The sequence below is a fragment of the Streptomyces sp. NPDC032198 genome, from assembly GCF_040636975.1.
In the GTDB taxonomy this organism is placed as follows: domain Bacteria; phylum Actinomycetota; class Actinomycetes; order Streptomycetales; family Streptomycetaceae; genus Streptomyces.
In genome coordinates this window covers 167,776-181,415 of record NZ_JBEZVL010000005.1, presented here as the reverse complement: position 1 = coordinate 181,415, position 13,640 = coordinate 167,776, and the positions used below count along the sequence as shown (strand labels likewise).

Annotated in this window: 7 protein-coding genes and 1 pseudogene; 3 read left to right on the top strand and 5 right to left on the bottom strand. The window is 72.6% G+C overall.

What is annotated here, in order from left to right; translation table 11 throughout:
- Window positions 1–3: 3 nt before the first annotated feature.
- Window positions 4–1,029 carry a hypothetical protein gene (locus AB0E78_RS14890; RefSeq protein WP_361832119.1) on the bottom strand — a complete coding sequence of 342 codons (1,026 nt, stop codon included), beginning with the start codon at window positions 1,027–1,029 and terminating at the stop codon, window positions 4–6.
- 680 nt (window positions 1,030–1,709) lie between these two features.
- Between AB0E78_RS14890 and AB0E78_RS14885 the strand changes: the two genes are divergently transcribed.
- Window positions 1,710–4,364, top strand: coding sequence for a helicase-associated domain-containing protein (locus AB0E78_RS14885; RefSeq protein ID WP_361832117.1), 2,655 nt, complete (start codon window positions 1,710–1,712; stop codon window positions 4,362–4,364).
- Between the two features lie 196 nt (window positions 4,365–4,560).
- Window positions 4,561–6,204: a DNA repair helicase XPB gene (locus AB0E78_RS14880; RefSeq protein ID WP_361832115.1), complete on the top strand. Its 1,644-nt coding sequence runs from the start codon at window positions 4,561–4,563 to the stop codon at window positions 6,202–6,204.
- Here AB0E78_RS14880 and AB0E78_RS14875 read toward each other — a convergent pair.
- Window positions 6,200–7,195: pseudogene (locus AB0E78_RS14875) on the bottom strand (glycosyltransferase 87 family protein); the annotation flags it as partial. The gene AB0E78_RS14880 and the pseudogene AB0E78_RS14875 sit on opposite strands and share 5 nt — an antisense overlap.
- 479 nt (window positions 7,196–7,674) lie before the next feature.
- On the opposite strand from AB0E78_RS14875, the gene AB0E78_RS14870 reads away from it, so the two are divergent.
- Window positions 7,675–9,732: an ATP-binding domain-containing protein gene (locus tag AB0E78_RS14870; RefSeq protein ID WP_361832113.1), complete on the top strand. Its 2,058-nt coding sequence runs from the start codon at window positions 7,675–7,677 to the stop codon at window positions 9,730–9,732.
- On the opposite strand, the gene AB0E78_RS14865 is transcribed toward AB0E78_RS14870, so the two are convergent.
- The 3 genes from AB0E78_RS14865 to AB0E78_RS14855 all read right to left on the bottom strand — a co-directional run bounded on the left by AB0E78_RS14865 (window position 9,729) and on the right by AB0E78_RS14855 (window position 13,628).
- A complete protein-coding gene (locus AB0E78_RS14865) occupies window positions 9,729–10,262 on the bottom strand; it encodes a DUF2165 domain-containing protein (protein WP_361832786.1) in 534 nt (177 codons plus the stop codon). The genes AB0E78_RS14870 and AB0E78_RS14865 overlap by 4 nt on opposite strands.
- A gap of 185 nt (window positions 10,263–10,447) precedes the next feature.
- The gene (locus AB0E78_RS14860; protein ID WP_361832111.1) at window positions 10,448–11,137 is read right to left on the bottom strand and encodes a copper homeostasis protein CutC; all 690 of its coding nucleotides are present in this window, start codon (window positions 11,135–11,137) and stop codon (window positions 10,448–10,450) included.
- Window positions 11,138–11,351: 214 nt separating this feature from the next.
- Window positions 11,352–13,628 (bottom strand): heavy metal translocating P-type ATPase, encoded by a 2,277-nt coding sequence (locus AB0E78_RS14855; protein ID WP_361832109.1) that lies wholly within the window; start codon window positions 13,626–13,628, stop codon window positions 11,352–11,354.
- Between the last annotated feature and the right edge of the window lie 12 nt (window positions 13,629–13,640).

Here is a 13,640-nt window from a genome sequence, read left to right as displayed (position 1 = left end):
CCCTCACGGCCGTTGCCGCTGGGACCTCCACACCAGGTAGAGCGCGGAGGCGATGGCCGCGCCGCGCACCACCCACGGCCAGGTCTCGGCCATCGCGTCGCTCATGTGGCCGTCGCGGACGGGATCGCCCCAGCGGCCTTCGTTCCTGCCCCACAGCCAGGTGATCCCGGCCGCCACGGCCAGCCCCGGCAGACCCATGACGGCCCACTTCGCCTCGGCGCGGCTCAGCCTGCGCGAGGCGTAGGCGAGAAGCCAGCCACCGCCCAGGGCAAGCCAGTTGCCGAGGATGGCGCCGACGGTGAGGAGGGCTGCGGCGAGCAGGAGGAGGGGGTTGGTGAAGCGGGGGGTGGCGGGGGTGAGGACGGCGGGCCGCCTCAGCCGAAGCCGCCGGGGAGCCTCGACGTGTTCCTCGCCGACTTCCTCGCCGTCCTCTTCCTCTCCCTCTTCTTCCTCTTCTTCCACCGGGTCGAGGCGCTTCTTCGGCGGGGGCTTGAGGATCTCCGGGATTTCTACGCCGCCGGTGAAGCCCGGCACGCTGTCGGCGAGGCCGAAGGGACTGCTGTCCACGCGCCACCAGTCGGGCTCGGAGCCGCTCTCGCCGAGTTCGTCGGTGCCCGCGAGGTGCGGCGGGGACGGCACGTCTTGCTGGGGCGGCTCCGGTTCCTCCGCCGCCGGGCGGGGGCGGGGGCGGGGTACCACGCGGCGCAGGCGCTTGGGGCGTGGTTCCTTCGGCTCCGGTGTGCGCTGGGTGGGGACGGCGGGGCTGGGGGTGGCCGTCTCCGCCACGTCACCGGTGCCGGTGCCGGTGCCCGCGGCTTCCACCAGGTCCTCGGGGGAGCCGAGGCGGTCGAGGATGCGGCGTATCGCGGCCGGGCTGTCGACCGTGGTCTTCGCCCGGCTCCGGTCGATCTCGTTGCGCAGGCCGGAGACCAGGCGCATGCGGGTGCCTGATGGCAGCTGCTGTTGCTGGGCCAGGTCGCCGACGCGGCTCAGATAGTCGAAGACGAGCTGATCGCTCTCGATCCCCACGAAGTCCCCTCCGGGGCGGCCCCGTTGACGCACCGCCCTTTGTACCCGGTCCCCCGACGTTACCGCGTCCCCCGCCACCCGGGGGCCCGGCACCTCATTCCCCCCTGCCCTCGCCCCGCAGCCTCCACCTGGACGAACAAGCTTTCCCGCCCACCCACCCGATTGCCCGGCAGCACCATCGATCAGCCAACGATGGCCCGCGGCCGGCGACGCTCGCGAGGGGACGTGGCGGTATGTCCGCCCGGAGCACGGCTCGCGGCACTCCAGCCCCGAAGCACCCGAGCGGCCACCGGACGATAGCGAGGACGGACATACCAGCACGGCACCGCACCCACAGACGATGGACCCCGCAGCCACGCACGCACCCGCAGCCGGCATCGAGACCCAAGGGGCCGTGACGGTATGTCCGCCCGGAGCACGGCTCGCGGCACTCCAGCCTCGAAGCAGCCCCACGGCCACCGGACGATAGCGAGGACGGACATACCGGCACGGCACCGCACCCACAGACGATGGACCCCGCAGCCACGCACGCACCCGCAGCCGGCACGGTTCGCGGCGCGGCACCCCGCCCCCAGACGGACCCCCAGACGGAGCGGACCCGCCCCCGTCCCGGCCCCCCGCCACAGGCACAGCCCCCAGGAACGCCCAGCCCCGCACCCCAACCCGCTACCGTGAGCCTGATGAGCACCGACGAGCAGCCCCAGCGCCCAGCGGACACCCCCCGGTCCCTCGCCGAGGCACTCCGCTCCCGTGACGACGCGTCCCTCGGCGCGCTGCTCCACGCCCGCCCCGACCTCCTCACGCCGGTCCCGAACGACCTCACCCAGCTCGCCACGCGCGCAGCGACCCGCGCATCCGTGGTCCGCGCCCTGGAGCGGCTCGACCGGTTCGCCCAGCAAGTGGCCGAGGCACTCGCCGTGGCCCCGGAACCCGCCACGTACGAAGAGCTGCACGCCCTCGTCGCCGGCGACGAGGGCAGCGAGGGCGGTGACGCCACCGTCGATGCCGCGCTCGGCCGTGCCCTCGCCGTCCTCCGCGAGCAGGCCCTCGTCTGGGGCGCCGACGACCGCCTCCGCCTGGTCCGCACCGCCCGCGAACTCCTCGCCCCCGCCCCGCAGTACCCCTCCCCCACCGGCCTCGGCCCGACCGTCGCCGAGGCCACCGCGGGCATGTCCCCGAACCGTATTCAGGACATCGTGGCGGCGGCCGGGCTGCCGTCCACGCACGACGCGGTCTCCGCGGTGCGCTCGCTCACCGAACTGTTCACGGACCGCACCCGGATGTCCGCGCTGCTCGACGAAGCCCCCGCCGAGTCCGTCGAGGTGCTCTCGCGGCTCGTCTGGGGCCCGCCGTACGGCCAGGTCACCGCCGACCCGGCGCGCCACCTGCGCTGGCTCCTGGACCGCGGGCTCCTGCTGCCCACCTCGCCCGGCACCGTCGTACTCCCCCGCGAAGCGGCCCTGCACCTGCGCGCGGGCCGCGCCCACCGGGTGCTCGAACCGGCACCGCCCGCCATCGAGGTGCTGCGCGAACACCGTCCACAGGCTGTGGACGCCGCGGCGGCGAGCCAGGCGTACATGGCGCTCGACACGGTCGAGGAGCTCTTGAAGGACTGGGACGAGGGCGGTCCCACCGTGCTGCGCGCGGGCGGCCTCAGCGTGCGCGACCTGAAGCGGACCGCGGTCGCCCTGGACCTGCCCGAGCCGGTCGCGGCGTTCTGGGTCGAACTGGCCTACGCGGCGGGCCTCGTGGCATCGGACGGCGAGGCCGACGAGCGCTACGCGGCGACCCCCGCGTACGACGACTGGCAGGAGCTGCCCGCCGCCGAGCGTTGGTCGGTCCTCGCCACGGCCTGGCTGACGGCGACCCGCACGGCGGGCCTGATCGGCGGCCGTGACGGCAAGGACCGCACGCTCTCGGCGCTCGGCCCGCACCTGGACCGCTCGTCGGCGCCGGAGATCCGGCACCGCGTGCTCACGCTCCTCACGACCCTGCCGGACGGCGCGAGCCCGACGCCCGAGTCGATCCTCGCGCGCCTGCGGTGGGAGCGCCCGCCGCGCGGCTCGGTAGGCGGCGGCACGGCCCCCCACTCCACGCCCGGCGGGCCCGGCACCGGCGCCGGCACCGCACCCATGGAGCTGCGCGCCAGGATCGCCCAATGGACGCTGAACGAGAGCGAGTTGCTGGGCATCACGGGGCGCGGCGCACTGTCCGCGCACGGACGGGCCCTGCTCGGCTCCGAGAGCGGGTCGGGCGAAGAGACCTCGGCGGGGGCGGCGGCGAACCCGGGCACCTCCCAGCCCGGCGCCCACGCCTCCCAGACCGGTACCCACACCTCTCAGACCGGCACCCACGCCCTCCCCATCCCCCGGGCCCCCCACCCCTCCCCCTCCGAACTCGCCGCCCAGGGCGCGAGAGCCGCCAGACTCCTCGCCCCCCTCCTCCCCGAACCCCTCGACCACGTACTGCTGCAGGCCGACCTCACGGCGGTGGCCCCCGGCCCGCTGGAGCGTCCGCTCGCCGAGACGCTCTCCGTGCTCGCCGACGTCGAGTCGAAGGGCGGTGCGACCGTGTACCGGTTCACGCCCGGCTCCGTGCGGCGGGCGCTCGACGCGGGGAAGTCCGCGTCCGACCTGCACGCCTTCCTGGCCGCGCACTCGCGTACGCCGGTTCCGCAGCCCCTCGCGTACCTCATCGACGACGTGGCCCGTAAGCATGGCCACCTGCGGATCGGCGCCGCGTCCGCGTACGTGCGCTGCGACGACGAGGCGCTCCTGAACGAGATCCTGGCCGACAAGCGCTCCCAGGGCCTGCGGCTGCGCCGCCTCGCGCCCACCGTGCTCGCCGCGCAGGCCGACCCCGGGGCGCTCCTCGAAGGCCTGCGCGGGATGGGCTTCGCGCCCGCCGCGGAGAGCGCCGAGGGCGACGTACTGATCACGCGGGCGCACGCCCACCGCTCGCCGCCCCGCACCGCTCCCGAGCCGGTCCACGACGGCCCGCCGCTGGCCGACACCACGCTGATCGGCGCGGCCGTACGCGCCATCCGCGCCGGCGACCTGGCCTCGACCATGCCCCGCAAGGCGACCCCGGAGAAGGGCGACGCGCTGCCTCGCACCACGGCGGCGGAGACCCTCGCCACGATGCAGGCCGCGGTCCTGACCGGTGAGGCGGTGTGGATCGGCTACGTCAACGCGGAGGGCGCGGCCAGCCAGCGGGTGATCGCCCCGATCCGGGTGGAGGGCGGCTTCGTCACGGCGTACGACCACACGGCGGACGAGGTGAAGACGTATCCGCTGCACCGGGTCACGGGAGTGGCGGAGCTGGCGGACGACTAGGGCGGTCGGAACGCGGGCCGGAACGGAGCCCGCGCCCAGACCGGAACCCAGCCGGCGCCGCGGACCGGAACCCAGCCCGCGCCCCGACCCGGAACGCAGCCCGCGCCCGGCCCGGAACGTGAGCAGAAACGCAGGCCGGACCGTATCGGCGCGCCATGCGGCACACTGGACGTTTGGCTTACCGAAAGGGTCGCGCGTGAATGGTCCACTGATCGTCCAGTCGGACAAGACTCTCCTGCTCGAGGTCGACCACGAGCAGGCGGAGGCCTGCCGCCGTGTCATCGCGCCCTTCGCGGAGCTGGAGCGTGCTCCCGAGCACATCCACACCTACCGCGTGACGCCGCTGGGCCTGTGGAACGCCCGTGCGGCGGGGCACGACGCCGAGCAGGTCGTGGACGCCCTGGTGGAGTTCTCCCGCTATCCCGTGCCGCACGCGCTGCTCGTGGACATCGCCGAGACGATGGCCCGCTACGGCAGGCTCACCCTCTCGAAGCACCCCACGCACGGCCTTGTCCTGACCACCACCGACCGGCCGGTCCTGGAAGAGATCCTGCGCTCCAAGAAGGTGCAGCCCCTCGTCGGTGAGCGCCTCGACGCGGACACCGTCGCCGTACATCAGTCCGAGCGCGGCCAGATCAAGCAGACGCTCCTCAAGCTGGGCTGGCCCGCCGAGGACCTCGCCGGGTACGTCGACGGCGAGGCGCACCGCATCGACCTCGCGGAGGACGGCTGGGCGCTGCGGCCGTACCAGAAGCAGGCGGTCGAGGGGTTCTGGCACGGTGGCAGTGGTGTGGTCGTGCTGCCCTGCGGTGCGGGAAAGACGCTGGTCGGGGCGGGCGCGATGGCCGAGGCCAAGGCGACGACGCTCATCCTGGTGACCAACACGGTCTCGGCCCGGCAGTGGAAGCACGAGCTGATCAAGCGGACGTCGCTGACCGAGGAGGAGATCGGCGAGTACAGCGGTACGCGCAAGGAGATCCGCCCGGTCACCATCGCCACGTACCAAGTCCTGACGACGAAGCGCAAGGGTGTCTACCCGCACCTCGAACTCTTCGACTCCCGGGACTGGGGCCTCGTCATCTACGACGAGGTGCACCTGCTGCCCGCCCCCGTCTTCAAGTTCACCGCCGACCTCCAGGCCCGGCGGCGGCTCGGCCTGACGGCCACGCTGGTGCGGGAGGACGGCCGCGAGTCGGACGTCTTTTCGCTGATCGGCCCCAAGCGGTTCGACGCTCCGTGGAAGGAGATCGAGGCGCAGGGGTACATCGCGCCCGCGGACTGTGTGGAGGTGCGGGTCAACCTGACGGACGCGGAGCGGCTCGCGTACGCGACGGCCGAGGCCGAGGAGAAGTACCGCTTCTGCGCCACGACCGCCACGAAGCGCAAGGTGACGGAAGCTCTCGTCAAGAAGCACGCGGGCGAGCAGACGCTGGTCATCGGCCAGTACATCGACCAGCTCGACGAGCTGGGCGAGCATCTGGACGCGCCGGTCATCAAGGGCGAGACGACGAACGCGCAGCGCGAGAAGCTGTTCGGGGCGTTCCGGGAGGGCGAGATCTCCGTACTCGTCGTCTCGAAGGTCGCGAACTTCTCGATCGACCTGCCCGAGGCTACGGTCGCGATCCAGGTGTCCGGGACGTTCGGCTCCCGGCAGGAGGAGGCACAGCGGCTCGGTCGTGTGCTGCGTCCGAAGGCCGACGGTCATGAGGCCCGCTTCTACTCCGTCGTGGCGCGGGACACCATCGACCAGGACTTCGCGGCGCACCGGCAGCGGTTCCTCGCGGAGCAGGGGTACGCGTACCGGATCGTGGACGCGGACGAGCTGCTGGCCGACAACTGAGGATCAGGGCTACGGCGAGCAGCGGGTAGGGCGAGGCCAACGGCTGCTGCCACTGGGGCAGCCGCAGGTCGAGGTCCCCCTGGTGCGGGACGAGCCACAGGGTGCGGGCCGTGAAGAGGGTCGCCACCGCCGCGGTCAGGCGGGGGCGGCCCTCCGCCATGAGCAGGGCCAGGAGGGGTACGCACCAGATCCAGTGGTGGGACCAGCTGATGGGCGAGGCGAGGAGCGCGGTGGCGGCGGCGAGGAGGATGCCGCGGGGTTCGCTGGGCGTGCGGGCGGCCAGCCACAGCCCGGTGCAGGCGAGGAGGGCCGCGGGCAGGGCCCACAGGAGCACGCCCGGGTGGGGGTCGTGGGCAACGCGGGCGACGAGCCCCTGGAGCGACTGGTTGTCGACGATCCACGCCTTGCCCACGCGGCCCGTCTCGAAGATCCGGTGCGTCCAGAAGTCCACGCTGGCCCCGGGCAGCGCGAGCGCGCCGAGCGCGATGGTGCCGGTGAGGGCGGCGGCGGCGGTGAGCCCTTCGCGGACGCGCCCGGTGACGAAGAGATACGCGATGAAGACCGCCGGGGTGAGCTTGATCCCGGCGGCGACCCCGATGCCGAACCCCTTCCCTACTGCGCCCGGGGTCCTGGTCAGGTCCCAGAGGATGAGGCAGGCGAGGGCGAGGTTGATCTGCCCGAAGAGGACGGTCTGGAACACGGGCTCCAGCCACAGGGCGAGGGCGGTGCCCGCGAGGAGGGGGGCGATGCGGGTGGGGAGCGCGGCGAGGCGGCAGGAGAGGTGGACGAGGAGCGCGAGGAGGGCGAGGTTCCCCAGGATGAAGGCGAGCTTGAGGGCGGGGAGGGGGAGCCAGGTGGTGGGTACGAAGAGGAGCGCGGCGAACGGCGGATAGGTGGCCGGAAGCTCCCACTGGGTCACGGTGAACCCGTACAACTCACTCCCCCGCACGACGGCGTCCCCTTCGGCCCGATAGACGAGGGCATCGGCCATGGGAATGCGCTGCACGAAACAGAGGCCGGCGAAGACGCCGAGGGAGAGCCCCAGCAGCGCAACTGCCGCACACGCAGGCCACTTAACACACCGTGACAATCCACTAACAGAAAGTTCCACCACGGCGGCGACCCTAGTGGATCTCGGGAATGCCCGGCCGCGGGCGCGGGCCGGCCGCGGGTTCCCCACCCCGCTGCACGAATCACCCACCCACCCGCGAGATCCCTCCTCCCCCCTCGGCACCGCGGGGCAATCGGGTGGGTGGGTGGGAAAGGCTTGTTCGTTCGCAGGGGATGCGGGGTGAACGGGTGGGTGGGTGGGGAGCCCCCCCCCCCCGGGAGGGGTCCCGGCCCGGGGGGAAAAGTGGTGGCCCCGCCCTGAGGCGGGGCATAAGATGCCCGGTCTGCCCGCGTGCCTCGCGCCCGCCGCTGACCGGACGGCAACCGGCAGCCCAGACCCGCACCCCGCCGGAGGCAACCGTGCACGCCCACCCCGACCCCCTCTCCCGAGAGCGGAACCACCTCGCCGCATCCCGCTCGGCCCTCCGAGCCATGCGCGAGGACGCCGAGGCGCTCGACATCCGCGACGTCACCGCGAACTGGGTCAACGCCGCCGTCCTGCAGAGCCAGATCGACGAGCGGATCAAGTCCCTCGCCGATCTCTCCCACACCCCGCTCTTCTTCGGACGGCTCGACTACCTCCACGCCCCCGGCGCCGATCAGGCGGAGGGCGCCGAGGGCGAGCAGTTCTACATCGGGCGCCGGCACGTCCACGACGCCGACGGCGACCCCATGGTCATCGACTGGCGCGCCCCCGTCTCGCAGCCCTTCTACCGCGCCTCCAAGAAGGCGCCGATGGACATCGCCCTGCGGCGCCGGTTCGGATACACGGGCGGCGACCTCACCGCGTACGAGGACGAGCACCTCAGTGACGCCGACGAGGTCGAGCGGACCAGCAAGCTGCTCCAGCAGGAGATCGAGCGGCCCCGCGTCGGCCCCATGCGCGACATCGTTGCCACGATCCAGCCCGAGCAGGACGAGATCGTACGGAGCGGCCTCGGGGGGTCCGTGTGCGTGCAGGGCGGGCCCGGGACCGGCAAGACCGCCGTCGGTCTACACCGTGTGGCCTACCTCCTGTACGCCCACCGCGAGCGCCTCGCCCGGACCGGCACCCTGGTCATCGGGCCCAATAGGTCCTTCCTCCATTACATCGAGCAAGTGCTGCCCGCCCTCGGCGAGTTGGAGGTCAAGCAGGCCACCGTCGACGACCTCGTCGCCCACGTGGAGGTACGCGGAGCCGACGAGGCCGCCGCTGCCGTCGTGAAGGGCGACGCCCGCATGGCCGAGGTCCTGAGGAAGGCCCTGCGGTCGCATGTGACCATGCCCCAGGAGCCCGTGGTCGTGGTCCGCGGATCCCGGCGCTGGCGCATCCCCGCGTATGAAGTGGAGGAGATCGTCACAGAGTTGCTCGCTCGCGACATCCGGTACGGGGCCGCCCGCGACGCCCTGCCGCAGCGCCTCGCGCACGCCGTGCTCGTACGGATGGAGCAGGCGGGCGAGGCCCCGGACGACCGCGTCCAGGATGCCGTCGCCCGCAACCCCGCGGTGAAGGCGGCCGTCAAGGCCGCGTGGCCGCCCGTCGATCCCGCCAAGCTCGTCCTGCGGCTGCTCTCCGACGCCGAATTCCTTGCCGTGCACGCCGAGGGGATCCTCGATCACGAGGAGCAGAAGCTGATCCTGTGGGCGAAGCCCGCGCGAAGCCTCAAGGCCGTCAAGTGGTCTGCTGCCGACGCCGTGTTGATCGACGAGGCCAATGATCTCGTCACCCGTACTCATTCACTCGGGCACGTCGTCCTCGATGAGGCGCAGGATCTCTCCCCGATGCAGTACCGCGCCGTCGGGCGCCGCTGCACCACCGGTTCCGCCACCGTCCTCGGCGACCTCGCGCAGGGCACCACCCCCTGGGCCACCCGGAGTTGGGACCAGGCCCTGGAACATCTGGGGAAGGGGGACGCGGTCGTGGAGGAGCTCACCGCCGGTTTCCGTGTGCCCCGGGAAGTCATCGCGTTCGCCTCCCGGCTGCTTCCCTCCATCGCGCCCGGTCTCGCCGAGGTGAAGTCCGTCCGTGAGTCGGCGGGTTCGCTCGTGGTGCGCCGCGTGCAGGACGCCAGTACCGCATCCCTCGACGCCGCCTCCCTGGAAGCCTGCGTCGAGTCGCTGCGCCACGAAGGCTCCATCGGGCTCATCGCCGCCGACGCCCGCATCCCCGCGCTCGCCGGAGCACTCGACGCCGCCGGGATGACGTACCTCTCGCCCGGCGAGGAGACCACCCCCGACACGCGGCTCACGCTCGTGCCCGCCTCCCTCGCCAAGGGACTCGAGTACGACTACGTGGTCCTCCACGAGCCCGCCGCCGTGGTCGACGGCGAGCCCGACGAACGGACCGGCCTGCGGCGGCTGTACGTCGCCCTGACCCGTGCCGTCTCGGGACTCACCGTCGTGCACTCGGCCGCGCTTCCCGAGCAGCTCGCCCGCTAGGGCCTCTCGCTTCCCTTGGAGCCGTCCGCCGACGCACCGGCGGACGGCAGGTGCGTGACGATCAGCACGATGCCGGCGAGCGTCACGACCCGCGTGGCCGCGTCCAGGCCGTTCCAGTCCTCCGACTGCCACATGGCGAACCATTCGCCGCCGATCCCGATGAACCCCGCCCCGAACAGGACGAGGAGCATCAGCAGGCCGATCGTGCCCGCCCGCCGGGCCCGGTCATGGCCCTGGGAGCGGCGCAGGGCGCCGACCCACAGGACCGTCGCCGTGAGGAGGACCAGGGCGGCCAGGGTCTCCCAGACGATGATCGCGACGTACGCGGCGTCCTGCAGCGCGGTGGACCCCACCGCGCGCCACATCAGGTCGTCGTCCTTGAAGGTGGTGTCCATGGCCAGGACATGGCGTACGAACTGCTGGTTGGAGTCGAAATCGGTGATGTTCCCGAACGCGACGAGTGTGATGTAGAGCGCCACCGTCCCGGTGAGGAGCGTCGCGGCGACGGGCAGTGCCCCCGCCGCGAGCATCCGCTCGGCAGGACGCGTCTTGGCTGCTGGTTTCGGCATGAAGTCCCCCTTGCTGTCCGCCCAGTTGTATCGCGCCCCGCGAGAACGCGATCAGCCACCCCGCGAGAACGCGATCAGGCGCCACGCGGGAACGCGGTCAAGCACCCCACCCGCAGCGAGAGCAAGTACCCCCGCGCGCAAGGGAATCAGGCGTCCAGCGCCTCGCGCCACGCGCGCACCGCGTCCGCGGACACCGGCGCCGACCAGCCGTCCGGCCGCGACGCCCCGCCGATGTGGAACGCGTCGACGCCCGCCGCCTTGAGCCGCGGCAGGTGGTCGAGGCGGAGGCCGCCGCCGACCAGGATCTGCTGCTCGTAGCCCGGTTCACCGGACCGCGCCGCCTCGTCGAGCAGCGTGGGCAGGCCCTCGTCCACGCCCTCCGCCGCACCCGCGGTGAGGTAGGTGTCGAGGCCGGGCAGGTCCGCGAGCTGCTTGCGCAGGGCGTCGCGGGCGGGGGTCCTGTCGATGGCCCGGTGGAACGTCCAGCGGCAGCCGTCGAGCGCGCCCACCACGGCCTCGACCGCGGCCAGGTCGGGTCCGCCCGTCTCGTCGAGGAAGCCGAGCACGAATTCGTCGGCTCCCACGCTCCTGAGCTCGCGCGCACGGCGTACGAGGGTGTCGACGTCCCCGGCGGCGAAGCCGTCCGCGAGGCGCAGCATCACGCGCAGGGAGATGTCCACGGCGGCGCGGATCTCGGCAAAGGTCTCGCGGGACGGCGTCAGGCCGTCCGCGGCCATGTCGGTGACCAGCTCGAGGCGGTCCGCGCCTCCGGCCTGGGCGGCGACGGCGTCCTCGGCGTCGAGGGCGATCACCTCCAGGACTGCACGCTTGCTCATGGATGTCTTCCTTCGGGTCCGGGGCCGCGGGGACCGGCGGCGCGGGGGCGGGGGCGGGCGGCGCGGAAGCCTCGAAAGCCACCACACACAGGTCTAGTCCAATTACCCAGCCTACGCGCAGATCACCCCGGCGCGACCCAAGCGCACCGGGGTGATCGTAAAGACATGTACACGTCGATCTTTCCGAGGGTTGGCACGATCGCCCCCCGACCGTTCAGCTCAGCGGCTTGAACCCCCTCAGGCGCAGGCTGTTGCCGACCACGAAGACCGAGGAGAAGGCCATCGCGGCGCCCGCGATCATCGGGTTCAGGAGGCCGGCCGCGGCCAGCGGCAGGGCGCCCACGTTGTAGGCGAAGGCCCAGAACAGGTTCGACTTGATCGTGCCGAGGGTGCGGCGCGAGAGACGGATGGCGTCGGCCGCCGCACGCAGGTCTCCTCGTACGAGAGTGAGGTCGCCCGCCTCGATCGCGGCGTCCGTGCCCGTGCCCATCGCCAGGCCCAGGTCGGCCCGGGCGAGCGCCGCCGCGTCGTTCACGCCGTCGCCGACCATCGCCACGCTGCGGCCCTCCGCCTGGAGGCGCTTGACCACGTCGACCTTGTCCTGCGGCATGACCTCCGCGATGACGTCCTCGGGGGCGATGCCCACCTCGGCGGCCACCGATGCCGCCACCGCCTTGTTGTCGCCGGTCAGGAGGATGGGCGTAAGGCCCAGGGCGCGGAGGCGGCGGATCGCTTCCGGGCTCGTCTCCTTGACCGCGTCCGCGACCTCCAGGACGGCCCGCGCCTCCCCGTCCCAGGCGACCGCGATGGCCGTACGCCCGGCTGCCTCGGCCTCGGCCTTCGCCCGCTCCAGTTCGACAGGCAGCCGGATCGCCCACTCGGCGAGCAGCGCCTCACGGCCGACGAGGACCGCGTGCCCCTCGACGATGCCCTGCACACCCAGACCCGCCACGTTCGCGAAGTCCTCGGGGGCGGGCAGCGTGCCGACCCGCTCCGCCGCCCCGGCGGCCACCGCTTGCGCGATGGGATGCTCGGAGGAGTGCTCCAACGCCCCCGCGAGCCGCAGGACTTCACCCTCGTCGACGCCCTCCGCCACGCGCGTGGCGAGCAGGGTCATCTTGCCGGTGGTGACGGTGCCGGTCTTGTCCAGGACGATCGTATCGACCTTGCGGGTCGTCTCCAGGACCTCCGGGCCCTTGATCAGGATGCCGAGCTGGGCGCCGCGTCCGGTGCCGACCATGAGTGCGGTCGGCGTCGCGAGCCCCAGGGCGCAGGGGCAGGCGATGATCAGTACGGCGACGGCGGCGGTGAAGGCCGCCGTCAGACCGGACCCGTTGCCGAGCCAGAAGCCGAGGGTGGCGACGGCGAGGGCGATGACGACCGGCACGAAGACGGCCGAGATCCGGTCGGCGAGGCGCTGGGCGGCGGCCTTGCCGTTCTGCGCGTCCTCGACGAGCTTGGCCATGCGGGCGAGCTGGGTGTCGCCGCCGACGCGCGTCGCCTCGACGACGAGGCGTCCGCCCACGTTCAGGGTGGCACCGGTGACGGAGTCACCAGTGGCGACCTCGACCGGTACGGACTCGCCGGTGAGCATGGAGGCGTCGACGGCGGAGGCGCCCTCGACGACCTTGCCGTCGGTGGCGATCTTCTCGCCGGGCCGTACGAGGAAGCGGTCACCGACCTTCAAGTCCCCGACGGGGATGGTCTCTTCACGACCGCCGTCCCGCAGAACGGTGACGTCCTTGGCCCCGAGCTGGAGCAGCGCCTTCAGGGCGGCGCCCGCCTTGCGCTTGGAACGGGCCTCGAAGTACCGCCCGGCCAGGATGAAGGCGGTGACGCCCGCCGCGGCCTCCAGGTAGATGTTCCCGGCGCCGTCCGTGCGGGAGATGGTCAGTTCGAAGGGATGCGTCATGCCGGGCGTACCGGCCGTACCGAAGAACAGCGCCCACAGCGACCAGATGAACGCGGCCGACGTGCCGACCGAGATCAGCGTGTCCATCGTCGCCGCGCCGTGCCGCGCGTTCGTGTACGCGGCCTTGTGGAAGGGCCAGGCGGCGTACGTGACGACCGGTGCGGCCAGGGTCAGGGACAGCCACTGCCAGTACTCGAACTGCAGGGCCGGGACCATGGCCATCGCGATGACGGGCACGGAGAGCAGGACGGCGGTGATCAACCGCTCGCGCAGGGGCCGCAGTTCGTCGGCGGCCTGTTGCTCCTCGTCGGCCGGGGCCGGCTCGTTACGGGCCGGGGCGGGCTCCTGCGCGGTGTAGCCGGTGGCCTCGACGGTCGCGATCAGGTCCTGTACGGCGATGTCCTGGCCGCGGTAGCTGACCTTGGCCTTCTCGGTGGCGTAGTTGACGGTCGCCTCGACGCCGTCCATGCGATTCAGCTTCTTCTCGATACGGGCGGCGCACGAGGCGCAGGTCATGCCACCGATGGCGAGTTCGACCTCGGCCACCTCGGTGGCGCCGGGAGGGGGAGTGGTGGACATGGCTGCGGGCTC